Origin of the sequence: Pseudomonas sp. NPDC089569, assembly GCF_050280625.1 — a bacterium.
GTDB lineage: Bacteria > Pseudomonadota > Gammaproteobacteria > Pseudomonadales > Pseudomonadaceae > Aquipseudomonas.
Genome location: NZ_JBNNVQ010000003.1, coordinates 34,570 through 59,594, shown reverse-complemented (window position 1 = coordinate 59,594; position 25,025 = coordinate 34,570). Strand labels below are relative to the sequence as shown.

The 25,025-nt window shown below is 61.2% G+C and carries 20 protein-coding genes; all 20 read left to right on the top strand.

Features of this window, described 5'->3' with window-relative positions:
• The first annotated feature begins 1 nt into the window (after nucleotide 1).
• The 20 genes from ACQKP2_RS02600 to ACQKP2_RS02505 all read left to right on the top strand — a co-directional run bounded on the left by ACQKP2_RS02600 (nucleotide 2) and on the right by ACQKP2_RS02505 (nucleotide 25,008).
• Nucleotides 2–487 (top strand): flavin reductase family protein, encoded by a 486-nt coding sequence (locus ACQKP2_RS02600; protein WP_427574132.1) that lies wholly within the window; start codon nucleotides 2–4, stop codon nucleotides 485–487.
• Between the two features lie 132 nt (nucleotides 488–619).
• The gene (locus ACQKP2_RS02595) at nucleotides 620–1,024 is read left to right on the top strand and encodes a carboxymuconolactone decarboxylase family protein (protein WP_427574130.1); all 405 of its coding nucleotides are present in this window, start codon (nucleotides 620–622) and stop codon (nucleotides 1,022–1,024) included.
• A gap of 59 nt (nucleotides 1,025–1,083) precedes the next feature.
• Complete coding sequence (locus tag ACQKP2_RS02590; RefSeq protein WP_427574129.1) at nucleotides 1,084–1,836, top strand: GntR family transcriptional regulator; 753 nt, start codon at nucleotides 1,084–1,086, stop codon at nucleotides 1,834–1,836.
• A 2-nt stretch (nucleotides 1,837–1,838) separates the two neighbouring features.
• On the top strand, nucleotides 1,839–2,402 hold the full coding sequence (locus tag ACQKP2_RS02585; protein WP_427574128.1) for an NUDIX hydrolase: 564 nt from the start codon (nucleotides 1,839–1,841) through the stop codon (nucleotides 2,400–2,402).
• 963 nt (nucleotides 2,403–3,365) lie between these two features.
• Nucleotides 3,366–4,106: a flagellar basal body rod protein FlgF gene (locus ACQKP2_RS02580; protein ID WP_427574127.1), complete on the top strand. Its 741-nt coding sequence runs from the start codon at nucleotides 3,366–3,368 to the stop codon at nucleotides 4,104–4,106.
• Nucleotides 4,107–4,151: 45 nt separating this feature from the next.
• The gene (gene flgG / locus ACQKP2_RS02575) at nucleotides 4,152–4,937 is read left to right on the top strand and encodes a flagellar basal-body rod protein FlgG (protein WP_427574126.1); all 786 of its coding nucleotides are present in this window, start codon (nucleotides 4,152–4,154) and stop codon (nucleotides 4,935–4,937) included.
• Between the two features lie 52 nt (nucleotides 4,938–4,989).
• A complete protein-coding gene (flgH, locus tag ACQKP2_RS02570; protein WP_427574125.1) occupies nucleotides 4,990–5,685 on the top strand; it encodes a flagellar basal body L-ring protein FlgH in 696 nt (231 codons plus the stop codon).
• 18 nt (nucleotides 5,686–5,703) lie between these two features.
• Entirely contained in the window at nucleotides 5,704–6,813 is a 1,110-nt protein-coding gene (locus ACQKP2_RS02565; protein WP_427574123.1) for a flagellar basal body P-ring protein FlgI, read from the top strand.
• 11 nt (nucleotides 6,814–6,824) lie between these two features.
• A complete protein-coding gene (gene flgJ, locus ACQKP2_RS02560) occupies nucleotides 6,825–8,105 on the top strand; it encodes a flagellar assembly peptidoglycan hydrolase FlgJ (RefSeq protein WP_427574122.1) in 1,281 nt (426 codons plus the stop codon).
• A gap of 23 nt (nucleotides 8,106–8,128) precedes the next feature.
• Nucleotides 8,129–10,174, top strand: coding sequence for a flagellar hook-associated protein FlgK (gene flgK / locus ACQKP2_RS02555; RefSeq protein ID WP_427574121.1), 2,046 nt, complete (start codon nucleotides 8,129–8,131; stop codon nucleotides 10,172–10,174).
• A 13-nt stretch (nucleotides 10,175–10,187) separates the two neighbouring features.
• On the top strand, nucleotides 10,188–11,759 hold the full coding sequence (locus tag ACQKP2_RS02550) for a flagellar hook-associated protein 3 (RefSeq protein WP_427574119.1): 1,572 nt from the start codon (nucleotides 10,188–10,190) through the stop codon (nucleotides 11,757–11,759).
• Between the two features lie 115 nt (nucleotides 11,760–11,874).
• The gene (locus ACQKP2_RS02545) at nucleotides 11,875–15,468 is read left to right on the top strand and encodes a glycosyltransferase (protein ID WP_427574117.1); all 3,594 of its coding nucleotides are present in this window, start codon (nucleotides 11,875–11,877) and stop codon (nucleotides 15,466–15,468) included.
• 280 nt (nucleotides 15,469–15,748) lie between these two features.
• On the top strand, nucleotides 15,749–16,522 hold the full coding sequence (gene rfbF, locus ACQKP2_RS02540) for a glucose-1-phosphate cytidylyltransferase (RefSeq protein ID WP_427574115.1): 774 nt from the start codon (nucleotides 15,749–15,751) through the stop codon (nucleotides 16,520–16,522).
• The gene (gene rfbG / locus ACQKP2_RS02535) at nucleotides 16,504–17,586 is read left to right on the top strand and encodes a CDP-glucose 4,6-dehydratase (RefSeq protein WP_427574114.1); all 1,083 of its coding nucleotides are present in this window, start codon (nucleotides 16,504–16,506) and stop codon (nucleotides 17,584–17,586) included. Before rfbF ends, rfbG begins: the two co-directional genes overlap by 19 nt.
• Nucleotides 17,583–18,143, top strand: a complete 561-nt coding sequence (rfbC, locus tag ACQKP2_RS02530; RefSeq protein WP_427574112.1) for a dTDP-4-dehydrorhamnose 3,5-epimerase — start codon at nucleotides 17,583–17,585, stop codon at nucleotides 18,141–18,143. The genes rfbG and rfbC overlap by 4 nt, the downstream gene beginning before the upstream one ends.
• Nucleotides 18,140–19,366, top strand: a complete 1,227-nt coding sequence (locus tag ACQKP2_RS02525) for a methyltransferase domain-containing protein (protein ID WP_427574111.1) — start codon at nucleotides 18,140–18,142, stop codon at nucleotides 19,364–19,366. Before rfbC ends, ACQKP2_RS02525 begins: the two co-directional genes overlap by 4 nt.
• On the top strand, nucleotides 19,363–20,214 hold the full coding sequence (locus tag ACQKP2_RS02520) for an NAD-dependent epimerase/dehydratase family protein (RefSeq protein ID WP_427574110.1): 852 nt from the start codon (nucleotides 19,363–19,365) through the stop codon (nucleotides 20,212–20,214). Before ACQKP2_RS02525 ends, ACQKP2_RS02520 begins: the two co-directional genes overlap by 4 nt.
• Nucleotides 20,211–21,281, top strand: a complete 1,071-nt coding sequence (locus ACQKP2_RS02515) for a class I SAM-dependent methyltransferase (RefSeq protein WP_427574108.1) — start codon at nucleotides 20,211–20,213, stop codon at nucleotides 21,279–21,281. Before ACQKP2_RS02520 ends, ACQKP2_RS02515 begins: the two co-directional genes overlap by 4 nt.
• A gap of 17 nt (nucleotides 21,282–21,298) precedes the next feature.
• The gene (locus ACQKP2_RS02510) at nucleotides 21,299–22,036 is read left to right on the top strand and encodes a cephalosporin hydroxylase family protein (protein ID WP_427574107.1); all 738 of its coding nucleotides are present in this window, start codon (nucleotides 21,299–21,301) and stop codon (nucleotides 22,034–22,036) included.
• 56 nt (nucleotides 22,037–22,092) lie between these two features.
• Nucleotides 22,093–25,008, top strand: a complete 2,916-nt coding sequence (locus ACQKP2_RS02505) for a glycosyltransferase family 2 protein (protein ID WP_427574106.1) — start codon at nucleotides 22,093–22,095, stop codon at nucleotides 25,006–25,008.
• Nucleotides 25,009–25,025: the final 17 nt, after the last annotated feature.

Sequence of the window (25,025 nt, the reverse complement as noted above, 5' to 3'; positions counted from 1 at the left end):
AATGATCGAACCCGGCATTTACAAAGACGTCATGGGCTCCTTCCCGTCCGGCGTCACGGTGGTCACCACCCTCGACCCGCAAGGCGGCATCGTCGGCATCACCGCCAGCGCATTCAGTGCGCTGTCGATCGATCCGGCACTGGTGCTGTTCTGCCCCAACTACGCCTCCGACACCTATCCGGTGCTGCGTGACAGCAAGCAGTTTGCGATTCACCTGCTGTCCGCCGACCAGACCGCCGAAGCCTACGCGTTTGCCGGTAAAGGCAAGGACAAGGCCAACGGCATCGATTGGCATTTGAGCGAGTTGGGCAACCCGATCCTGGGCAAGGCCACGGCAATCATCGAGTGCGAACTGTGGCGCGAATACGATGGCGGCGATCACGCCATCATCGTCGGCGCGGTGAAAAACCTGATCCTGCCCGAGCAGCCGGTGACCCCGATGATCTACCACAAAGGCAAGCTGGGGCCGCTGCCGAGCCTGACCTGACGGGTTAACAGAGGACCCTGTGGGAGCTGGCTTGCCAGCGATTGCGATGGATCATTCGATGAAAATGTCGACTGATATGCCGTCATCGCTGGCAAGCCAGCTCCCACAGGAATTGGTGATGCGAGGGAAATGATGAGTAACGAAAAGTACGAAAAAGGCCTGCAGATCCGCACGCAAGTGCTGGGCGAGGCCTATGTGAACCGCTCCATCGAGAACGCCGACGACTTCACCCGCCCCTTGCAGGAAATGGTCACCGAGTACTGCTGGGGACATGTCTGGGGTCGCGAGGGCTTGTCGCTCAAGGAGCGCAGCATGATCAACCTGGCGATGATCTCGGCCCTCAATCGGCCGCACGAACTCAAGCTGCATGTACGCGGCGCCTTGCGTAACGGACTGAGTCGTGAGCAAATACGCGAAATTTTGCTTCAGGTCGGCATTTACTGCGGCGTCCCCGCGGCCGTGGACAGTTTCCGGCTCGCCCGTGAAGCCTTCGCCGAAGCCGATGCCGAGGCCTCCAGTCAACCCTCGGCTGTTTGATCTGAACGGGCACCGTTGATGCCCGTTCTGCATGGACAGCCACATTCAGAGCGGACCCCATGAAACGCCTGCCACTCGACGACAGCTTCAAGGTCAATCGCAACCCCGTCACCCTGCGCGAAATCGTGCTGGATAAACTGCGAAGCGCCATCATGAACTTCCAGCTTCTGCCGGGAGATCGCCTGGTCGAGCGCGACCTCTGCGATCGCCTTGGCGTAAGCCGCACCTCGGTACGCGAAGCCTTGCGTCACCTGGAATCCGAAGGCCTGGTGGAATTCGCCGATGCCAAGGGCCCAAGGGTGGCGATCATCACCCTGGCCGATGCCGTGGACATCTATGAGCTGCGCTGCGTGCTCGAAGGCCTGATCGTCCAGTTGTTCACCCTGCGGGCCAAGGCCAAGGACATCAAGGCCCTGGAAAAAGCCCTCGAAGAAAACCGCCAGGCACTCAAGGAAGGGGAACTTCAGCAGGTCATCGACTCGGTGCAAGGTTTCTACGACGTGTTGCTCGAAGGCTCCGGCAACCACGTCGCGGCCACTCAACTGCGTCAGCTGCAAGCACGGATCAGCTACCTGCGCGCCACGTCCGTGTCCCAGGAAAACCGTCGCGGAGCCAGCAACCAGGAAATGGAGCGCATGGTCGAGGCGATCAAGAGCGGTGATGCGCTGGCCGCTCACCAGGCCTGCGTCGATCACGTCCGTGCCGCCGCCACCGTTGCCCTCGAATACCTCAAGCGCAAGCAGGAAGAAACCGGGGCGACTCCCGAAATCACCCTGCCCATCGCACTCAAAGAACCTCGCATAGGTCGTTGATCATGTTCAGCCCGAGCTTTTGTCCGAAATGCGGCGGTAATGACCTCAAGTCACAGCTGCCGCCGGGCGATACGCACGAGCGCCTGATGTGCCGCGGTTGCGGCTACATCCACTACGTCAATCCGAAAATCATTGCCGGCTGCATCATCGAGCAGGATGGCAAATACCTGTTGTGCCAACGCGCCATCCCGCCGCGTCCCGGTACCTGGACGCTGCCGGCAGGCTTCATGGAGGCCGGCGAAACCACCGAGCAGGCGGCCTTGCGCGAGGTCTGGGAAGAGAGCGGCGTGCGCGCGGAGATTCATTCGCCCTATTCGATCTTCAGCGTGCCGAAGATCAGTGAGGTGTACATCATCTTCCGCGCCGTCGCCCTGGAAATCACCGGCCAGCATGGGCCGGAGACCCTGGACTACAAATTCTTCGCGCCCCAGGACATTCCCTGGGACAGCATCTACTACCCGGCGATCCGGCAGATTCTCGAACGCTACATCGAGGAACGCGAAGCCGGGGTCTACGGCATCTACATGGGCAACGACGACAGCGGGAAGATTCACTTCATTCGCTGATGGGGTTGTGGGTGTTCGTTATCTGAAGGCGCTGTGCAGATTCTGTGGGGGCGGCTAACCCGGCATCAATGCCGGGTTGCCCACTGCGCAGAACCTCCACTCGGCCTCTCGATGGGGCGTTGCGTGTACCGCTGTAGGAGCCAGGCTTGCCGGCGAAAGCGATCTCAGGTACGCCTTCGCCGGCAAGCCTGGCTCCTACAAGCTGTTCCCCGTCGGGAGACCGAGTGGAGGTTCTGCGCTCGGCCTCTCGAGGGGCAAGAAGGTCAAGATCAAGATCAAAATCCAAAGCACAGCTATCGACCTGTCCTGTAGGAGCACGGCTTGCCGGCGAAAGCGATCTCAGGTACGCCTTCGCCGGCAAGCCTGGCTCCTACAAGCTTTTCCCCGTCGGAAGGCCGAGTGGAGGTTCTGCGCAGTGGGCAACCCGGCATGGATGCCGGGTTAGCCGCCCTCGGCCAAGGATGGCCGATGGCGGCGGGCCCACGGAGCGGGACCGGAGCGAGGGAACCTGGAGCGAAGCGCAGGGCCGGACGTCAGGGGAGCGGCGTTTTGGTTACTTTGGCGCGACAAAGTGACCCGCCGTAAGGGCGGAACCATTAGCCGCCACGACCGCAGCAATGGATATGCTCACCTTCAAAAGCCTTTCAATTGATGCGCCACGTTATATCGGAATGCCACCGGAGCAAGATCAAGATCAAAAGCCGAAGCGAGGCGGCTGGTAAGCGGGTTGGTCGTGTCGCTTGCGATGGCGGTCGCTACCATCGACCAAGGCCAGGCCTTGCCACCCACCGGCATGACACCGCCGGTTTTTCGTCTCCGATACAAATCCCCTTTACCTCCTCAATCCTCCAAGTCCTTTGTTTCTCGGGCTTCGCGCCGCAAAAAACAAGTTGGTCTGCAAATTGCTTGTGGCTCATGAGTACAGCAGTGGGCGGCAAACGTCCGGCGGGCAGAGGAAAGATTGTGGACAAGTACCTTTATGTGGCAATGACCGGCGCCAGCCAGAATGCACTGGCGCAAAAGGCTCATGCCAACAACCTGGCGAACATCTCCACCAACGGCTTCCAGAAAGACCTGGAGCAGGCGCGTTCGATGCCGGTGTTCGGTGACAGCTTTCCGGCGCGTGCGTTTGCCATGTCCGAACGCCCGGCCACCGATTTCTCTCCTGGCGCCCTGGTGGAAACCGGTCGCGACCTGGATGTTGCCGTTCAAGGCAGCGGTTGGATGGCCGTACAGAACCCTGACGGCGGCGAAAGCTATGTGCGCACCGGCAGCCTGGTGGTTGATGCCCTGGGTGTGCTGCGCGCCGGCAACGGCATGCCGGTGATCGGCAATGGCGGACCGATTGCCGTGCCGCCCGAGCAGCAGATCGAAGTCGGTGAAGACGGCACCATCAGCATTCGTTCGATGGGCGAAGACCCTCGCGTGATGGCGGAAGTCGACCGCATCAAGCTGGTCAATCCGGACATCAAGAACATGACCAAGGGCCTGGACGGTTCGATCCACACCAAGGACGGCACCCCGGCGCAAGCCGATGCCAACGTCAAGCTGGTGTCCGGTTTCCTTGAGTCGAGCAACGTCAATGCCGTGGACGAAATGACCTCGGTGCTGGCCTTGTCCAAGCAATTCGAGCTGCACGTCAAGATGATGAACACCGCCAAAGAAGACGACCAGGCCATGGCTCGGGTCTTGCAGCTCAGCTAATTATCAGAACGTCGCGCCGTAAAACAGGCGCACGAGGAGAATCGAATGCTTCCGGCTCTATGGGTTGCCAAAACCGGTTTGTCCGCCCAGGACACCAACCTGACCACCATCTCCAACAACCTGGCCAACGTGTCGACCACGGGTTTCAAACGTGATCGTGCCGAGTTCCAGGACTTGCTCTATCAGATCAAGCGTCAGCCAGGCGCCCAGTCGACCCAGGACAGCGAACTGCCGTCGGGCCTGCAACTGGGTACCGGTGTGCGCATTGTCGGCACCCAGAAGAACTTCAACGCCGGCAGCCTGCAAACCACCGAGCAACCGCTGGACATGGCCATCGATGGCCGTGGTTTCTTCCAGATCCTGCAACCGGACGGCACCACGGCCTACACCCGTGACGGTACGTTCCACCTGGACTCCAATGGCCAGATCGTCAACGCCAGCGGTTTTGCCCTGCAACCGTCGATCGTCATTCCCAACGATGCCCAGACCTTCACCGTGGGCAAGGACGGCACCGTGTCGATTACCGTGGCCGGCAACCCGGCCTCCCAGGTGATCGGCAACCTGCAGACCGCCGACTTCATCAACCCGGCCGGCCTGCAAGCGGTGGGCGGCAACCTGTTCCTGGAAACCGCCGCCAGCGGCGCGCCGCAAGTCGGCACGCCAGGCCTGGCCGGTTTCGGCACCACGCTGCAGAACACCCTGGAAACCTCCAACGTCAGCACCGTCGAGGAAATGGTCAACATGATCACCACTCAGCGCGCCTACGAGATGAACTCCAAGGTGATCTCCACCGCCGACCAGATGCTCTCGTTCGTAACGCAGAATCTGTAATCAAGTCTATGCGGCGGCCTCGGGGTCGCCGGCAACACCGTGAGGTAGGGTCATGAAACGCATCGTCTCTGTTCTGGCACTGAGTGGGATCACCGCGCTGACCGGTTGTGTCGGTCCGACGCCCAAGCCCAATGACCCTTACTACGCCCCGGTGTTGCCGCGCACGCCACTGCCGGCTGCAGCGAACAATGGCTCGATCTATCAGGCCGGGTTCGAGCAGAACCTGTACTCGGACCGCAAGGCGTTCCGGGTCGGTGACATCATCACCATCACCCTGAACGAAAAGACCCAGGCCAGTAAAAACGCCAACTCGCAAGTGGCGAAAAACAGCAAGACCGGCATCGGCCTGACCTCGCTGTTCGGCTCCACACCCAACACCAACAACCCGTTCGGTAGCGGTGACCTGAGCCTGAACGCCAGCTATGAAGGCGACCGCGCGACCAAGGGCGACAGCAAGGCGGCGCAGGGCAACACCCTGACCGGCTCGATCACCGTGACCGTCGCCGATGTATTGCCCAACGGCATCATTGCCGTGCGTGGCGAGAAGTGGATGACCCTCAACACCGGTGATGAGCTGGTGCGGATTGCCGGCCTGGTTCGTGCCGACGACATCGCCACCGACAACACCGTATCGTCGACCCGGGTTGCCGATGCGCGCATCACTTATTCGGGCACCGGCTCGTTTGCCGATGCGAGTCAGCCGGGCTGGTTCGACCGTTTCTTCCTCAGCCCGCTGTTCCCTTTCTAAGTGGCTTTTCCGGTGAGCATGTTGAATTTCAGAAAACTCATGGTGGCCGCGCTCCTGATGTCCGCGGCTTTCAGTGCTCAAGCCGAGCGGCTGAAGGACATCGCCAGTATTTCCGGCGTGCGTTCCAACCAATTGATCGGTTATGGCCTGGTGGTGGGGCTTAACGGCACCGGCGACCAGACGACCCAGACGCCGTTCACCCTGCAAACCTTCAACAACATGCTTTCGCAGTTCGGCATCAAGGTGCCGCCGGGTTCGGGCAACGTGCAGTTGAAGAACGTCGCGGCGGTGTCGGTCAGTGCCGATTTGCCGGCGTTCGCCAAGCCGGGGCAGCAGGTCGACATCACGGTTTCATCCATCGGTAACTCCAAGAGCCTGCGCGGCGGCACCCTGCTGCTGACACCGCTCAAGGGTATCGATGGCAACGTCTATGCGATTGCGCAAGGCAACCTGGTGGTGGGCGGTTTCGATGCCGAGGGTCGCGACGGCTCGAAGATCACGGTCAACGTTCCTTCGGCCGGCCGCATCCCGGGCGGTGCCTCGGTCGAGCGGGCCGTGCCGAGCGGTTTCAACCAGGGCAACAGCCTGACGTTGAACCTCAACCGTTCCGACTTCACCACGGCCAAGCGCATCGTCGACAAAATCAACGACATGCTCGGTCCGGGCGTGGCCCAGGCGATCGATGGCGGTTCGATTCGCGTCACCGCGCCACTCGATCCGAGCCAGCGGGTCGACTACCTGTCGATCCTGGAGAACCTCGAGATCGATCCGGGTCAGGCTGTGGCGAAAGTCATCATCAACTCCCGCACCGGCACCATCGTGATCGGGCAGAACGTCAAGGTTTCCCCGGCCGCCGTCACCCACGGCAGCCTGACCGTGACCATCACCGAAGACCCGATCGTCAGCCAGCCAGGTCCGCTGTCCAATGGCCAGACGGCGGTGGTGCCGCGTTCGAAGATCAACGCCCAGCAGGAAGCCAAGCCGATGTTCAAGTTCGGTCCGGGCACCACCCTCGACGAAATCGTGCGGGCGGTGAACCAGGTCGGCGCGGCACCGGGTGACCTGATGGCCATTCTCGAAGCACTCAAACAAGCCGGCGCCTTGCAGGCCGACCTGATCGTGATTTGAGGACGGCGACCATGGATATGCACAAGAGCGGCCTGGTCAGCAGCAGCGATTCGGGCGCCTATTCGGACCTCAATCGTCTCAATCAGCTCAAGGTCGGCGACAAGAACAGCGATGCGAACATGCGCAAGGTGGCGCAGGAATTCGAATCGCTGTTCCTTGGCGAAATGCTCAAGTCCATGCGCTCGGCCACCGAAGCGCTGGGAAAGGACAACCCGCTCAATACGCCTGAAGCCAAGCAGTATCAGGAAATGTACGACCAGCAACTGGCCGTTTCCATGTCCCGTCAGGGCGGTGGTATCGGTCTGGCGGACGTGCTGATGCGGCAGATGTCGAAGAATAAACCGCTGGCGCCGGGTGAGGCGGCAGAATTGTCCGCGCAGAAGCAGGCAGCCGCAAAAGCCGCCGCTCAGACGCCGGTGGCTGCCGGCACGGTAGCAACCAATGGGCCGCTGTCGCGAGTCAATGGTGAACGTCCGCTGTGGGCTTCACGCTCGGTCGGCGCACCGACAGGCGAGGGCGCGCATCGCAACGACATGGCGCTGATGAATCAGCGACGACTGGCATTGCCGCCAAAACTGGCCGACCGCCTGCTGGCGGGGCTGGTGCCTTCCGCCGCGACCGGTACCGCAGCCGTCAGCAAGACAGCATTGCCGGAGCGCACCACGACAACCGGGTCCGGGCCTCTGTACAACGGCGACTGGCTGCTCAGTGCGCAGCAATCCTCCGGCGGGACCCTGCAGATTCACGGTCGTGCCATCGCCCAGATTCCTCTGGCGCCTGCGAAGAAAGCCTTCAGTTCCGCCGACGATTTCGTCAATACCATGCTGCCGATGGCCAAGGAGGCGGCCGACCGTATCGGCGTCGATCCACGTTACCTGGTGGCGCAGGCTGCACTGGAAACCGGGTGGGGCAAATCGGTCATGCGTGCACAGGATGGCAGCAGCAGCCACAACCTGTTCGGCATCAAGGCCGGCGATAGCTGGAAGGGCAGTTCGGCGCGGGCGATCACCAGCGAATTCAGGAACGGCCAGATGGTCAAGGAGACGGCCGAGTTCCGTTCCTACGATTCCTACAAGGACAGCTTCCATGACCTGGTCACGCTGCTGCAAACCAACAATCGCTATCAAGATGTCGTGAAGTCTGCCGATAACCCTGAACAGTTTGTACGCGAATTGCAAAAGGCCGGTTACGCAACCGACCCCAATTACGCGAGCAAGATTTCGCAGATTGCCAGGCAGATGACGAGTTACCAGAACTACGCTGCGGCGGGCGCTTCCACTATGCCTTTGTAGGCACAAGTTATAAGGTCTGAACCATGAGTTTGCTCAATATCGGGATGTCGGGGTTGTCTGCCAACCATTCATCGTTGGTGACTACCGGTAACAACATTGCCAACGTCGACACCGCCGGGTACTCGCGCCAGCAGACCGTGCAGTCAACCAAGAGCTCCCTTCAGTACGGCAACGTGTTCATCGGCACCGGCACCACGCTGGCCGATGTGCGTCGGGTGTACAACTCCTACCTGGAATCGCAGTTGCGCACCGCTTCCTCGCTCAATAGCGAAGCGGCGGCGTACAGTGCCCAGGCCACGCCGCTGGACGCGACGCTTTCGGACTCCAACACCGGGTTGACCGGTGTGCTGCAGAAGTTTTTCACCTCGATGCAGGGCGTCGTGACTTCGCCTACCGACGATACCTCCCGTCAGTCGGTGCTCAGCGGTGCGCAGGCGTTGTCCGCCCGCTTCAATTCGATTGCCAAGCAGTTGAATGACCAGAACACCAATCTCAACGGCAATTTGTCGGACATGGCGGCGCAGGTGAACAAGCTGTCCACCACGATCGCCAATCTCAACCAGAAGATTTCCGAGCTTTCCACCGGCAGCAGCCAGCCCAACGACCTGATGGACTCGCGCAACGAGGCGGTACGCCAGCTGTCCGAGCTGGTCGGGACGCAGGTTGTCGAGCGCGGCAACAGCTACGACATTTATGTCGGCAGCGGTCAGCCTCTGGTGGTCGGCAACACCACCAACACACTGCAAACCGTACCGAGCAAGGACGATCCTTCGCGCATGGCGCTGCAGATGGACCGTGGTTCCAGCACCATCGACATCACGTCGGTGGTCACTGGCGGTTCGATCGGTGGCCTGCTCACCTATCGCAAGGACGTGCTCGATCCTTCGCTCAACGAGTTGGGGCGCGTAGCCCTGGTGGTCGCTGACCAGATCAACAGTCAGCAGGCGCAAGGCATCGACAAGAACGGCGATTTCGGCGCGGCGATTTTCAACAATATCAACAGTGCCGCGCTGATCAGCCAGCGCAGCATCGCCCAGGCAGGCAACAGCGCAGGTTCGGGCAACCTGGATGTCACCATCAAGGACACCGGCAAGCTGACCACCAACGATTATCAGGTGACGTTCACCAGCGCGACCAACTACTCGGTCAAGCGTTCGGACGGCACTGACATGGGCTCGTTCAGCACCACGACGACACCGGCCCCGGTGATCGACGGGTTCAGCCTGTCGCTCAACGGTGGCGCGCTCAGCGCCGGTGATTCGTTCAAGGTGACGCCGACCCGCGGCGCGGCGGCGAGCATCCAGACCGTGCTCACCGACCCGAAAAAAATCGCCGCGGCATCACCCTTGACCGGTGTGACCAGCGCCAACAACTCCGGCACCTACACCCAGCCGAAGCTGACCAGCACCATCGATATCTACAACCCGGCGGCCCAGGCCGACATGCAGACCGCGATCAAGTATTCGACGCCGGTCAAGCTCGTGTTCGGTGCCCCAAGCGGCGGCAGCCAGGGCTACAACCTGGTCGATGCCCAGGGCAACTCGATCGGCACCGGCACCATCGTTCCGGGCCAGAGCAACACCTTGAACCTGAGCGTGCCAATGGTCGACGCCACCGGCGCTCCGATCATGGACAACAGCGTTGTGCCGGCGGTACAGAAGACGTTCAGCCTGCAGACCACGGTCGGTGCTTCGCCTGCCAGCGGTGAAACCTTCACGATCAACATGACCGGTGCAGCCTCGTCGAACAACGGCAACGCACAAGCGCTGGTGGGACTGCAGACCAAGCAAACCGTGGATACCGGTTCGGCAAGCAAAGGCATCAGCCTGACCGACGCCTACGGCAAGCTGGTCACCAATGTGGGCACCAAGGCCGCCCAGGGCAAGTCCGACAGCGACGCCACGACGGCGATCCTGACCAACGCCAAGGGTGCCCGTGATTCGGTATCCGGGGTCGACCTGGATGAAGAGTCCGGCAACCTGGTCAAGTACCAGCAGTACTACACCGCTTCTTCGCAGATCATCAAGGCTGCGCAGGAAATCTTCAGCACGCTGATCAACAGCCTTTAAGGAGTCGTAATTCATGCGCATTTCCACCGCCCAGTATTACGAGATAACCGCTGCGAACTATCAGCGCAACTTCAACAAGGCGATCGCGACCAGCAACGAAGCCAGCAGCCTGACGCGCATCAACACCGCCGCCGACGATCCGATCGGTGCCGGCCGGTTGTTGCAACTGGGCCAGCAGAGCTCGATGCTCGATCAGTACAGCACCAATATCAGCACGACCAAGAGCGCATTGACCCAGCAGGAAACGACGCTGACTTCAATCGGCACTGCCTTGCAGCGCGCCAAGGAACTGGCCCTTGCCGCCAGCAACGGTATTGCCACTGACGCGGACCGCAAGGCCTATGCGGCGGAAATGACGCAGATCCAGCAGCAAGTACTGGGCCTGATGAACTCCAAGGACGCGAACGGCAACTACCTGTTCTCCGGTTCGAAAACCGACACCGCGCCTTACTCGCAGAACTCGGACGGCACCTACTCTTACAACGGTGACCAGACCAGCATTGATCTGGGCATCGGCGACAACGTGACGATAGGCACCAACACCACCGGTTGGGATGCTTTCCAGCAGACCATCAACACTGCCCGCACACAGACCACCATGACCGCGCCTGCGGTGGACGACGGTCGTGTGGTGCTGTCCAGCGGCACGATCGGCTCCAGCAGCACCTACAACGCGAAGTTTTCCGGTGGCCAGCCGTATACCGTTACCTTCCTGAGCAGTACGCAACTGCAAATCACCGATGCCCTGGGTAACGACGTCACGGCCGAAGCCAGCCAGAACGGTCTGATCAGCAACTCCAATGGTGCCAACCAGACAGTCAGCTTCCGTGGCGTGGACCTCAAGCTCAACATCAACCTCGGTGCTGCCGACACCAACCCGGACGCGGTCATCGCCGGCCACAGCTTCCAGCTGTCGGCGGCCCCGGACTCCTTCAACGCCTCGCGTAGCGCCGGCAACTCGTCGACAGCGGTCATCACCGGCTCCAGCGTGACGAACCAGGCGGCCTACACCAATGCCTTCCCGCAAGGCGGAGCCATCCTCAAGTTCACCAGCGCCACGGCGTTCGACCTGTATGCCGCACCGATCACCGCCGACAGCCGTCCGGTTTCGTCGGGTACGGTGACGGCCGGCAACGCAACCGCTGCGGGCGTTACCTTTGCCCTGGGCGGTGGCGCCCCGGCATCGGGCGACCAGTTCATCATTCAGCCGAACAACCATCAGACCCAGAACGTGCTCGACACCCTGGGCCAGATGATCACCGCGTTGAATACGCCGAGCGATGGCAGCGCCGTGGCCAAGCAGAACTTTCTCGGTGCCATGGAAGCCGGCCTGGGCAACCTCGACAGTGCCGCCAACCAGATCGGTTCGGCCGTTACCACGATCGGTACTCGCGGCCAGGCGCTGGATAATCAGTCCGCGACCAACGAGAGCCTCAGTCTGGCGAACGCTTCGAGCCAGTCGGCGATCAAGGATTCGGACCCGGCAGAGGTCATGACCCGCCTGACCTTGCAGCAGACCATGCTGCAGGCCGCTCAACTGGCGTTCAGCAAGATCTCCCAGCTGGGGCTGTTCAACAAGATCTGATGGTGCTCGGGCGCGCAGGCGCCCGATTGCCTTGCTCCTTCAGTATTTATCGTCTTTTTTGCGGTATCCAGGGGCTCGCTTTCAAGAGCGGGCTCGTACCGCCTGTGAGCCCGCCGTGAATTCACTTCCTCTTGTCAGCCTGGTCATTCCCGCCTTCAATCCCCGCTTTTTCGGTCGTGCGCTTCACACTGCAGTGAGCCAGAGCTATGGCAATCTGGAGATTATCGTTTGCGACGACAGCCGTGGCCCTGAGATCGAGGGTATCGTTGCCTCGGTGATCGAGCAGGGCGGCGCCGTACGTTATGTGCGCAACGCGCAAACCCTGGGACTGGTGGGCAATCTCCAGGCGGGCCTGGAGCAGGCGAAAGGCGAGTTCATCAAGTTCCTTTGCGATGATGATCAGTTGTTCTCCGCCTGCATCGAGCGTCAGGCGCAGATGCTCATCGATTGCCCTGACGTCAACCTGGCGGTGGCCCAGCGGCTGTTCTGGGATGCCGATGATCTTGTTTTGCCTTCGCGCCTGGAAAACACCCCGCTCTCCCCGGTAGGTGGGGTATTCAAGGGCGAAGACCTGCTGGCGATTTTCGAGAATTTTCCGGTCAACATCCTTGGCGGTTTCAGCAATGCCCTGTTCCGTCGGGCGGATCTGCTGGAGCTGTTCCCGGCATTGACCCAGCCTGATCATTGCTTCGTTGCGACGCTCGATTTCGCCTTGTACGTGTGTCTGATGCGGCGCGGGAATCTGGCGGTGTCCAACCACGTCCTCGGCATCGAACGCCTGTACCCCGAGCGCTTGAGCAGTCAGCAGGCGATGAAGGACGCGGCGCAGACCGAGCAGCAATGGTTGTCGCAAATGCTCAAGGCGCGCAGCGGCGAAGCGGCACCGGCGCCGGGTTGGGTTCGCTATGTGCCGCTGACCCAGGTGGATGAATCGCCACGAGTGTGGGAAGAGCTGCCGTTGAGTCGGACCCTGGGGACGAAGCAGACCACCCAGGAGTGGCATGTCGGTATCGCCAGTGTCAGTTTTGCCGAGCTCTATGCCCAATGGCTCGCCTGTCGCCTGCTCACAGAGGGGCAGCGCGATTCGCTGGCGGACACGCTGGCTGCGTGGCCGAAAGTTCCGAAAATCGTTCCGGTCGTCATCGATGAGGAGGGCAGCCGTTCCGCACTGCAGGTGACGCTGCAATCGCTCGCCGCGCAGGATTACGTACCTGAATTGACCCTGGTGCTGTCGGCTTCCTGCACTGAGGCCGGGCTGGACGGACGGGTATTCCGATTGCCGCTGCAAGAAGACTGGCAGCAGCAGATCAACGATTTGCTACCGCAACTGGACGGTGCCGACTGGTTCTATCTGTTGAGGGCCGGTGATCGCCTGGTGGCACCGGCCTTGCTGATCATGGCCGAGCGAATTGCCCACGCGCACGGAGTGGCATGCCTGTACAGCGATGAAGGCGGGTTGCGTCAGGGTGAGTCCTCGGAGCCTGCGTTCAAGCCTGATTTCAACCTGGACCTCATGCGCAGCTACCCCTATGTCGGGCGAGCCCTGGCGTTCGAGCGCGAACGTTTTCTGGCGCTGGGTGGTTTCGATTCGCGCTTTGCAGAGCTGGCGCCGCACGATGTGTTGTGGCGCATGGTCGAGAATGACGGCACGGACGCCATTGGTCACATTGCCGAGGTGTTGCTGGAGTCGGTGCTGGATCTGGCCAATTGGTTGTCGCAGCCGCAAGTGCTTGATACCAACCCGGCGTTGCTCGAAGCGCACCTGCAGCGCATGGGCATCGCCCATGAGATTCGCCCCGGCAGTTCGGCCATTCTCAATCGTGTCGATTACCTGCATGCAGAACAGCCGCTGGTGTCGATCATCATCGTCGGCAAAGACCAGACCCTGGCCATGCAGCGCTGCGTCGAGAGCCTGCTGGAGAAGACGACCTACAGCGAATATGAGTTGCTGCTGGTCAACAATGGCAGTGAGAGTGCCGAGGCCTGTGCCTGGTTCGAAGGCATGGCGCAGTTGGGCAGCGAGCGGATTCGCGTGCTCGATTGTCCGCAACAGGGAAATGCCGCGGCGGTGCGCAACTTCGCGGTGAAGCAGGCCGCCGGCGATTATGTTGTTTTGCTCAACCCTTACACGGTCATCACTCAGGGCCAGTGGCTGGCCGAGATGCTCAATCACGCACAGCGCCCGGAAGTCGGTGTCGTCGGGGCCAAGCTGTTCAATCCCGATGGCCGAGTGCTGCATGCCGGCCTGATCCTTGGCTTGCAAGGGCCGGCCGGCGCGCCGTTTTACGGGGAGACGCTGCAGGCGGCGGGCTACATGTTCCGATTGCAGACTGCCCACAACTTCAGCGCCGTGGGCGGTGATTGCCTGATGGTGCGCAAGGCCGTTTTTGAAGCGGCCGGTGGTCTTGACGATCAGGACCTGGCGCAGTCGCTCAACGAGGTGGATCTGTGCCTGCGCATCGGCCAGCAAGGTTACCTGGTGGTGTGGACGCCGTATGCCCAGCTGGCGTTGGGTGGGCAACCGGTCTTGCCGGCGCAGGCAGGCGACCAGGCCCGAAGCGAAGGCGAACAGGAAATTTTCTATAAGCGCTGGCTGCCGATCGTGGCCCGTGATCCGGCCTACAACACCAACCTGGCGCTACAGGGACTCGGGGGCACAAGCTTCAGCCTCGACCCAGGATTGCGCACGGGCTGGAGCCCATTTTCCCAGGTCCAGATGCCGAAGATTCTGGCGCTGCCGGTCAATGCCTCCGCGATCGGGCACTACCGTGTGACCCAGCCCCTGATCGAACTGCAGGCGGCCGGCAGGGCGTTGGGGCGCATTCACTACAACCTGCCTACGATCATCGAGGTCGAGCGTCAGTCGCCTGACGTTATCGTCCTGCAAGGTCGCTATTCCGAAGGTCCGATCAACGAAATCCCGAGTTTGCAAAAGTACTCCAGCGCCCGGCGGATCTACGAACTGGATGACTATGTCATCAACGTACCGCATCGCAATGCGCATATCCGCAACATGCCGGGCAAGGACGAAATGGAACAACTGGTTCGGCGGGCGATCGGCATGTGCGATCGCGTGGTGGTCTCCACCGAGCCGCTGGGTAATGCCTTGTCGGACATGCATCACGATATTCGCGTTGTGCCGAACATGCTGGCCGCTCATATGTGGACGGGCCTGCGCAGTCAGCGCCGCACCTCGAAAAAGCCTCGGGTCGGTTGGGGTGGCGGTACCAGCCATCACGGCGACCTGGCGGTGATCGCCGATGTGGTGCGGGAGCTGGCCAATGAAGTCGATTGGGTGTTCTTCGGCATGTGCCCGGACGATCTGCGTCCGTACATGCATGAGTTCCATGGGGTCATCGGGCTCGATGCCTACCCGGCCAAGCTGGCCAGCCTGAACCTGGACCTGGCGTTGGCGCCTCTGGAGTTCCACATTTTCAACGACTGCAAGAGCAACTTGCGCCTGCTCGAGTACGGCGCTTGCGGCTACCCGGTCATTTGCACCGACACCCTGGCCTACCGCGGTTACTTGCCCTGCACGCGTATCAAGACCAACACCACGGACGAATGGTTGCAGGCCATTCGCATGCATCTGTCCGATCCGGACGCCAGTTATCGCATGGGCGACGAATTGCGCGAGATCGTGCTGCGCGACTACGTTCTGCGTGGCGATAACCTGCGCTACTGGGAAAACGGCTGGTTGGCCGACTGACGGTATCCGTATTGAGACTGACAAGGCAGGCGACGTTGAGTCGCCTGCCTTTTTTTTGCCTGCGAGTCTTCGCACCCGTGCCAATGATCGCTCGTCGCCTCGCCCGGTGCGGGAGCTGAAGAGCTGGCGCGTTTCCTGCAAGTCCCCCTTATATCGCCATAAAACGAGCACTTGCGATGAGTCGACCAGTGCTCTGAACGGCATGCAGGTTTAACCCAGGTGGCCCGAAAAAGCTTGATACAGCTTGGCTGAGCCCGGTGACGAACAATAGGGGAAGGGGATGAAGGCAGTTATTTTGGCAGGTGGCCTCGGCACGCGAATCAGCGAAGAGTCGCACCTCAAGCCCAAGCCGATGATCGAGATCGGCGGCAAGCCAATTCTCTGGCACATCATGAAGCAGTACTCCGCACACGGAATCCACGATTTCGTGATCTGCCTTGGCTACAAGGGCTATGCGATCAAGGACTTCTTCGCCAACTACTTCCTGCACACCTCCGACGTCACCTTCGACATGTGCAACAACCGCATGGATGTTCACCAGAACTACAGCGAACCCTGGCGCGTGACCCTGATCGACACCGGCGAAGACACCATGACGGGCGGCCGCCTGCGTCGCGCCGCCCGTTATCTGGAGGGCGAAAAAGCCTTCTGTTTCACCTATGGCGATGGCGTCTCGGATCTCAACATCGGTGCCCTGGTGGACTTTCACCTGTCCCACGGCAAGCTGGCCACGGTGACGGCCGTGCAACCACCGGGGCGTTACGGCGCCCTGGAGCGCGATGGCGACAGCGTCAAGGGCTTCGTCGAGAAACCGCGGGGCGATGGCGGCTGGATCAATGGCGGCTTTTTCGTGCTGTCGCCCAAGGTGCTGCCGTTTATCGAAGACGACCAGACATCCTGGGAGGCCGAGCCGCTGGCGGCACTGGCCAGCCAGCAGCAGTTGCAGGCCTTCCAGCACGACGGTTTCTGGCACCCGATGGACACCCTGCGTGACAAGAACCACCTGGAATCGTTGTGGCAGAGCGGGGAGGCCCCATGGAAGCAATGGGACTGAGCCCGCAATTCTGGCGCGGCAAGCGGGTTCTGGTCACCGGCCACACTGGATTCAAGGGCAGTTGGCTGACGTTGTGGCTGCAAAGCCTGGGCGCCGAGGTCAGCGGTTTTTCGCTTGAGCCATCCACCGAACCCAGTCTGTTCGAACTGGCCCGCGTTCACGAAGGCATCAACGATCAGCGCGGCGACCTGCGTGACCTGGGGGCCTTGCTGGAGTTGATCGCCGAAACCCAGCCTGAAATCGTCCTGCATCTGGCGGCCCAGCCGCTGGTGCGCGAAGGCTATCGCGACCCGTTGGGCACCTACTCCAGTAACGTCATGGGCACACTCAACCTGCTTGAGGCGATTCGTCAGATAGGTGGCGTGCGTGCCTGCGTGCTGGTGACGACCGACAAGGTCTATGCCAATCAGGAATGGCTGTGGCCATACCGGGAAAACGAAGCCCTGGGCGGTCACGATCCGTATAGCAGCAGCAAGGCCTGCTGCGAGTTGCTGGCGCAGTCCTATGCCGCCTCGTTTTTCCCCGCCGAAAAGTATGCTGAGCATGGCCTGGCATTGGCCACGGCCCGCGCCGGCAATGTGCTGGGCGGTGGCGATTTCGCCCCGGAGCGATTGATTCCCGATGTGCTGAGGGCCTGGTCGGCGGATGAGCCGGTCACGCTGCGCTATCCGCAGGCGGTGCGTCCGTGGCAGCACGCCCTGGAGCCACTGGCCGGGTATCTGCAACTGGCTGCCGGCCTGTATGAACAGGGCAATGCGTTTGCCGGTGCCTGGAATTTCGGCCCCGGTGAAGCGGACATGTGCAGCGTCGGCGAAGTGGTTGGGCTGCTCGCCAACCGCTGGCCACAGGCACGCGGCCTGCGCATCGAACCGAGTGACATGCATGAGGCCGGTCTGCTGCGCCTGGACAGCAGCCGCGCCCGTCAATTGCTGGGCTGGCAACCGCGCTGGACGTTGCAGCAATGCCTGACCCATACCCTGGATTGGCATTTGGCCTGGCAGAACGGCGATGACATGCGCGCCATCAGCCTGGGCCAGTTGAATTTGTACCGGGGCGTGCTGTGAGCGAGTTTCTGTTGAAGGCATTGCCGCTCGACGGCTTGTTCAGCGTGCAACACAAACGCTTCGAAGATGAGCGCGGGCACTTCGCGCGGCTGTTCTGCGAAGGCAGCCTGAGTGCGTTCGGTCAGGCGTTTCATATCCGTCAGATCAACCATTCCTGCACCCGCGAGCGGGGCAGCGTGCGCGGTTTGCATTACCAGAACGCCCACGCGCCGGAAGCCAAGATGATCACGTGTCTGCGCGGTGAGGTCTGGGATGTGGCGGTGGACTTGCGGCCTGAATCGCCAACCTTTCTGCGCTGGCACGCTGAGCAGCTGCGTGCCGGCGATGGTCGCAGCCTGCTGATTCCGGCCGGATTCGCCCATGGTTTCCAGACCCTGACCGCCGACGCCGAGCTGCTTTACCTGCACAGCAACGATTACGCGCCGGAACACGAAGGCGGTTTGTCGGTGAACGATCCCCGGCTGGCGATTGCCTGGCCGCTGCCTGTCAATAATCTGTCGGTGCGTGATGCCAACCATCCGCCGCTCGATGAACATTTCGCCGGAGTGCGTTTATGAACTGCCGTGGTTGCGCTGCTGCACTGACCCTGCCACTGATCGACCTGGGTACATCGCCGCCATCCAATGCCTACGTGCGCGCCGATCAGCTGGATCAGGCCGAACAATGGGTGCCCTTGAAGGTTGCGGTGTGCCAGCAATGCTGGCTGGTCCAGACAGAGGACTACACCAGCGCCGACAGCCTGTTCGATGCCGAGTACGCCTACTTCAGTTCGTTCTCCAGCACCTGGCTGGCCCATGCCGAGGGTTATGTGGCCGAGATGGTCGAGCGTTTCGGCCTGACCGCCGACAGCCGCGTCGTGGAAGTGGCGGCCAACGACGGCTACCTGTTGCAGTACGTGGCCCGTCGCGGCATTCCCTGCCTGGGCGTCGAGCCGACCCGCAGCACCGCGCAAGCGGCACGGGAAAAAGGCCTGGAGATTCGCGAGCTGTTCTTCGGCCGCGATACCGCCAGGCAGCTGGCCGGCGAGGGTTGGGGCGCCGACCTGATGGCGGCCAACAACGTGTTGGCCCATGTGCCGGACATCAACGATTTCCTCGGTGGTTTCGCGACGCTGCTCAAGCCGACGGGTGTGGCGACGTTCGAGTTTCCGCAATTGCTCACGCTGATGGCCGGCCAGCAATTCGACACGCTGTACCACGAGCACTATTCCTACCTTTCGCTGACCGCCGTGCAGACCTTGTGCGAGCGTAACGGTCTGCAAGTGTTCGACGTCAGTCAGCTGTCCACCCATGGTGGCTCGCTGCGGGTGTTTGTCCAGCGTATGGACGGCCAGCGCCGCCCGGTACAGCCAACCGTGCAGCAGCAATTGCAGGCCGAACTCGACGCCGGGGTGAAAACCCCTGAGTACTACGCGACCCTGGCACCTGCCGCCGAGCGTATCAAGCACGAACTGCTGCGCTTTTTGCTGCAGGCCAAGGCTGACGGAAAGCGTGTCGTCGGTTATGGCGCGGCCGCCAAGGGCAATACCTTGCTCAACTACGCCGGGGTCAAGCCGGACCTGCTGGCCTGGGTGGCCGATGCCAACCCGCACAAGCAGGGCAAGTGTTTGCCGGGCAGTCGAATCCCGATCGTTTCCCCGGCGCAGATCGATGTCGAAAAACCCGACTACGTTCTGGTGCTGCCATGGAACCTGCTGCACGAAGTCAGTCAGCAACTGGCCCAGGTACGTCAGTGGGATGGCCGCTTCGTGATTGCCGTGCCTGAGTTGACTGTCCTGTGAACGTACTGGTTACCGGGGCTACCGGGTTCGTCGGCCGGCATCTGGTTGCAGCATTGCTGGCGCGCGGCTGCTCGGTACGGGCCGTGGCACGTAACGCGCAAACTGCAGCGAGCATGCCGTGGATCAAGGACGTCGAGTTCGTTGCGGCGGATATTCACGCCGCCGATCTGGGTATCGCGGCGTTGACCGACGGCATCGATGCGCTGGCGCATCTGGCCTGGCCCGGGCTGCCGAACTACCGCGCGCTGTTCCACATCGAGCACAACCTGATGGCGGACTACCGCTTCATCAAGGACGTAGTGGAAGCGGGGGTGACGCAGGTGCTGGTGACCGGCACCTGTTTCGAATACGGCCTGCAGAGCGGACCGCTCAGTGAAACCGTCGAGCCGCAACCGGCCAACCCTTATGGGCTGGCCAAGCACAGCCTGCATCGATTCCTGCGCAGCTTGCAGCAGACGCATGCGTTCACGTTGCAATGGGCCCGACTGTTTTACCTGCATGGAGCCGGACAGAACCCCAACAGCCTGCTGGCGGCACTGGATCGGGCCATCGAGGCGGGTGAGCCGGTTTTCAACATGTCCGCCGGTGAACAACTGCGTGATTTTCTGGCGATAGAAACCGCCGCCGGTTATCTCGCCGCGATCCTGCGCAAACGCGACTTCGATGGCGTCATCAACTGCGCCAGCGGCCAACCGGTGTCGGTACGGGCACTGGTGGAGCAACGTTTGCGTGAACGCGGCGTGGCACTGCAACTGAACCTGGGCCATTACCCGTACCCGACCCATGAACCCCTGGCGTTCTGGGCCGTGACCGAACGCTTGCAACAACTTCTGGGAGCAGAGCAATGAGGCATGAGTTGTATCGTGTCACCGACCTGCCGGTGTTGCAGAACCGCACTTTTGTTGACGCCGACTCCGCAAGAGCCTCGGCCAGCGCCGACATGCTGCTGGTGCAGGACGAGCGTAGCGGGCTGATTTTCAATGCGGCGTTCGACGCCGACAAGCTCAGTTACGACGCCGATTATCAGAACGAACAGGCGCATTCCGGCCAGTTCCAGAAGCACTTGAGTGACGTCGAAGGCATCATTGCCCGCCATTTCAAGGATCAGGAACTGATCGAAGTCGGCTGCGGCAAGGGCTACTTTCTCGAACTCCTGAAAGGCCTGGGCTACGCCATCACCGGCATCGACCCGGCCTATGAAGGTGACAGCGCCGATGTGATCAAGGCGCCGTTCACCCGCGGTCTGGGTCTGGCTGCCGATGCCATTGTGCTGCGTCATGTGCTCGAGCACATTCAGGACCCGGTGAGCTTCCTCGCCGAGATCGCCGAAGCCAATCAGGGCGGGCAGATCTATATCGAGGTGCCGTGCTTCGACTGGATTCTGGAACACCGCGCCTGGTTCGACCTGTTCTACGAGCACGTCAACTATTTCCGTCTCGACGACCTGCGCCGGATGTTCGGCACCGTCCACGAGGCCGGCCACCTGTTTGGTGGCCAGTACCTGTACATCGTCGCCGACCTGGCCACGTTGCGCCTGACCCCGGAGCAACCGGTGCCACGCCTGGCATTGCCCGAAGGCTTCACCGCCAGCCTCGACCGCGCCGTACGGATTATCCAGGCCGCTCCCCAACAGGGTTCTGCCATCTGGGGAGCGTCGTCCAAGGGCGTGATCTATTCGTTGTTCCTGCAGCGGGCAGGGGTGGCGGTGGATCGCGTGGTGGATATCAATCCGGCCAAGCAGGGGCGCTTCCTGCCCTTGAGCGGTGTGCGTGTGTCCTCGCCGCAAGAGGCCATGGACGCCTTGCCCGAAGGCGCCAACCTGTTTGTGATGAATTCCAATTACCTCGAAGAAATCAAGCGGATGACCGATGGACGCTATGTCTATCACGCCGTCGACAGCGCTTCGTTCCAGTGACTATTGAGATTTTGAAAATGACCGACAACAGCATCAATAAAGCCTTCGAAGCCGAGTGCCAGGAACAGATCGCCGCCCAGGGCGACGACCAGAAACTGACCGGCCTGGCCCGTGATTTCTTCAATGAATCGGCCAAGCACAAATACAGCTACCACTTCTCGTGGATGGGCCGTCCGATCATCCAGTTGCCGCAAGACATGATGGCGATGCAAGAGATCATCTGGCAGGTCAAGCCGGATCTGATCATCGAATGCGGCATCGCCCACGGCGGCTCGATCATCTACTACGCCTCGCTGCTGGAATTGCAGGGTCATGGCGAAGTGCTGGGCATTGACCTGGACATCCGCGCGCACAACCGCGAAGCCATCGAAAGTCACCCGATGAGCAAGCGCATCAAAATGATCGAGGGTTCGAGCATCGACCAGGCGATCGCCGCCCAGGTCCGTGCTGCGGCCGAAGGCAAGAAAGTCATCCTGGTGCTCGACTCCAACCACACCCACGATCATGTTCTGGAAGAGCTGCGTCTGTACGCCCCGCTGGTCGCGGTGGGCAGCTACTGCGTGGTGATGGACACCGTGGTCGAAGACATGCCGGCCGACTTCTTCCCGGATCGTCCATGGGGGCCGGGCGACAACCCGAAGACGGCGGTCTGGGCTTACCTGGAAGAAAACCGCGATTTTGAAATCGATGTGCAGATGGACAACAAGCTGTTGATCAGCGTTGCACCGGACGGCTACCTGCGTCGCGTTCGTTAATTCGGCACCATCAATAAAGCGTTTATCAGGCGTTTCGCCGGTTGTGGGGAGAGGTTATGCAAGGCAAGTCCGTTTCTGAGCACAGGTTGCCACTCAATGAGTTGCTGACGGTGGTGTTGATTTCCCACAATCGTCCGGCCTTTTTGCGCAGGGCGATGAAGTATTACGGTGCCTTGCCTTGCAGAGTCCTGGTCCTGGATTCCGCGACCGAGCCTTTCAAGGGCGAGCTGCCCGACGTCGACTACCAGCACGTGCCGCAGTTCGCCTACAGTGGCTTCCAGGCCAAGATTGCCCACGGCGTGGAGCAAGTGACCACCCCGTACATGGTGCTGGCGGCCGACGACGACTTCATCGTGCATGACGCGTTGTTCGAGTCGGTGGATTTCCTGGAGGAGAACCGCGACTACGGGATGTGCCACGGCTATTGCCTGATGTACCTGACCCTCGGTGGCAGCGTGAGCTACTACCGCCGCGACAAAAAGGTGTGCGAGGACTATTCGTCCGAGCGGGCCCAGGATCGCGTCGTGGACTACATGAGCCAGTACCTGCCGCCGTTCTACGCGGTGACCCGTACCGACCTGATGAAATCCTGGTATTCGTTGCTGCCGCCGGGCACCAGCTTCCAATGGCAGGAAATCGGCCATGTGTACTACATGCTGGCGTGCGCCAAGGCGCGGATTCTGCCGAGTGCCTACGTGGTGCGCGAGATCAACTACGGCAACTCCGAGCACAATACCGAGGTGTATCACTCGTTGACCTACACCGATAGCAAATCGGTGGCCGAGCGTCATGCCTTCGCCGAGTTCCTGGCCTCGTTGCCAACCGGTATCAAGGGCCTTGATCCGGTGCAGGGCAAAGCCTTTGTCATGGAAAGTTTCGATGCCATGATCGACAGCCTGCAAACCGGTCGGGCACTGACGGTGGAGCTGATTTTCCAGTCCATCTGGAACAACACCCTCAAGGCACCGGAGCATCGTTTCGGGCCGAAGCAATATGTCGAGATGCCTTTTTACAATCAGGCATTTTTCGATCGGCTGACCCAGTTCGAATTCCTGCTGCACGCCATGCCGGCCGGTCGCTTGCAACTTGAATTGCTCGAAGGTGTGTGGACTCGCCAGGAACATTTGCTGAGCCCGCGCAATAACGACACGGCGGAGAGCATCGTCGACCGTTTGTGGCTGGCACACGATCTCAACGCGTTCAATCGCCCCGTGGTCAAGCGCTTGCTGACTCAACTGGAGCTGCTGGGCGAGGACGAGGACGCACAGGCCATGCGTGACTGGATTGCGCGCCTGGACGAGGTGTCCCGGGACGACCACTACCAGACGTTCGACAAGATGCAGTCGGGACGCCTGCTCAACTGGCTTGCACCACGCCAGCCCGATGCACGGGAGGCCGAGTCGATCAGCCTGCACCTGGCGGCCAACGGTGGAGGCCCGCAATTCGGCATCTTCCTGCTGGATCTGGACAACGATGTCGACAAGCTGCAAACCACGCTCGACAGCCTGCTCGAAGGTCACAGCAAGGCGTTCAGGATTGTGGTGTTCACCACCGGTGAAGCACCGACGGCCACGACGGCGCAGAACACCCTGCACTTCGTCCGGGTCACTGAAGGCAACTATGTCGAAAAACTCAATCAGAGCGCTCGCCAGTCACCTTGCGACTGGCTGATGCTGGCCGAGGCGGGGGACGAATTCACCGCCGGTGGCCTGTTGCGAGCGAGCCTGGAGTTGCTGTCCGCCGAGCACTGCCGTGCCGTTTGCACCGATGAAATCCAGCGCAACGGCGAAGGCGCACTGGTGGATGTGTTCCGCCCCGGCTTCAATCTTGATCTGCTGCAGAGCCTGCCTGGCCTGATGTCGCGTCACTGGTTGATCCGTCGCGAGGTGTTTATCGAAGTCGGCGGCTACCAGCCCGACTTCAGCAAGGCGCTGGAGTTCGACCTGCTGCTGCGTATCATCGAGCAGGGCGGCCTCAACGGCTTGGCTCATCTGGATGAACCGCTGGTCATCGCCCGGGCGCCGGAGCTGGAAGAGAACGCCGATGAGCGCCTGACGTTGTTGCGCCACTTGGGCAGTCGTGGCTACAAAGCCAAGGTCACCTCGGCGACACCTGGCACCTATCAGATCGATTACCGCCATGCGGAGCGCCCGCTGGTATCGATCATCGTGCCGGCCGGGGATGACCTGGCGGCGCTGCAGCAGTGCCTGCAAGGCGTGTTGCTGCGTACCCGCTACACCCAATATGAAGTGCTGATCGCACTCAATTCCAACCCGTCGGCCGAGGTCAACGACTGGCTGGGTACTTATCAGCATCACAAGGTCAATGTCCTGCGCGCCGATCACGTGCTGAGCGAAGCTGCGTTGTTCAACGCCGCCAGCCAGCAGGCCCGTGGCGAATACCTGGTGCTGCTGGCAGCGGATTGCGAACTGGTCAACCCGAACTGGCTGGAGTCGCTGCTCAATCACGCGCAGCGTCCGGAAGTCGGCGTGGTCGGTCCCAAATTGATCGGCCGCGATGGCAAGGTCACCCAGGCCGGTCTGATTCTGGGCCTGAACGGTGGCGTCGGTTCGGCGTTCGTCGGCGAAAAGCAGGATGCCAAGGGCTACATGCAGCGCCTGAGCGTGGAGCAGAACTGCTCGGCGGTATCGAAGGTGTGCCTGATGGTACGCAAGGCACTGTTCGATGCGGTGGACGGTCTGGACGATGTGACCTTCGCGCAAGGCTTGAGCGATGTCGATCTGTGCCTCAAGGCAGGCCAGGCCGGATACCTCACCGTTTGGACGCCACAGGTCCAGGTCATTCATTCGGGCGAAGTACCGCAACCATCGCAAGCCCTTGAGGCATTGCGTGAAAAATGGGCCACGGCTTTTGCCCAGGACCAGGCCTACAACGCCAACCTGTCCTTGAACGGCAAAGGTTATTCCCTGGGTGAAAGCGCTCCGGTCAATTGGACGCAGTTGCTCGGGTAAGCCCCGCGCACAGCAAT

Excerpts from the sequence above, each read along its gene's own strand:
- flgH (WP_427574125.1), top strand. The coding sequence starts at position 4,990 with ATGAAACGCATCGTCTCTGTTCTGGCACTGAGTGGGATCACCGCGCTG.
- rfbF (WP_427574115.1), top strand. The coding sequence starts at position 15,749 with ATGAAGGCAGTTATTTTGGCAGGTGGCCTCGGCACGCGAATCAGCGAA.
- ACQKP2_RS02550 (WP_427574119.1), top strand. The coding sequence starts at position 10,188 with ATGCGCATTTCCACCGCCCAGTATTACGAGATAACCGCTGCGAACTAT.
- ACQKP2_RS02565 (WP_427574123.1), top strand. The coding sequence starts at position 5,704 with ATGTTGAATTTCAGAAAACTCATGGTGGCCGCGCTCCTGATGTCCGCG.
- ACQKP2_RS02515 (WP_427574108.1), top strand. The coding sequence starts at position 20,211 with ATGAGGCATGAGTTGTATCGTGTCACCGACCTGCCGGTGTTGCAGAAC.
- ACQKP2_RS02505 (WP_427574106.1), top strand. The coding sequence starts at position 22,093 with ATGCAAGGCAAGTCCGTTTCTGAGCACAGGTTGCCACTCAATGAGTTG.
- flgJ (WP_427574122.1), top strand. The coding sequence starts at position 6,825 with ATGGATATGCACAAGAGCGGCCTGGTCAGCAGCAGCGATTCGGGCGCC.
- rfbG (WP_427574114.1), top strand. The coding sequence starts at position 16,504 with ATGGAAGCAATGGGACTGAGCCCGCAATTCTGGCGCGGCAAGCGGGTT.
- ACQKP2_RS02600 (WP_427574132.1), top strand. The coding sequence starts at position 2 with ATGATCGAACCCGGCATTTACAAAGACGTCATGGGCTCCTTCCCGTCC.
- ACQKP2_RS02510 (WP_427574107.1), top strand. The coding sequence starts at position 21,299 with ATGACCGACAACAGCATCAATAAAGCCTTCGAAGCCGAGTGCCAGGAA.
- ACQKP2_RS02595 (WP_427574130.1), top strand. The coding sequence starts at position 620 with ATGAGTAACGAAAAGTACGAAAAAGGCCTGCAGATCCGCACGCAAGTG.
- flgG (WP_427574126.1), top strand. The coding sequence starts at position 4,152 with ATGCTTCCGGCTCTATGGGTTGCCAAAACCGGTTTGTCCGCCCAGGAC.
- ACQKP2_RS02590 (WP_427574129.1), top strand. The coding sequence starts at position 1,084 with ATGAAACGCCTGCCACTCGACGACAGCTTCAAGGTCAATCGCAACCCC.
- ACQKP2_RS02525 (WP_427574111.1), top strand. The coding sequence starts at position 18,140 with ATGAACTGCCGTGGTTGCGCTGCTGCACTGACCCTGCCACTGATCGAC.
- ACQKP2_RS02585 (WP_427574128.1), top strand. The coding sequence starts at position 1,839 with ATGTTCAGCCCGAGCTTTTGTCCGAAATGCGGCGGTAATGACCTCAAG.
- flgK (WP_427574121.1), top strand. The coding sequence starts at position 8,129 with ATGAGTTTGCTCAATATCGGGATGTCGGGGTTGTCTGCCAACCATTCA.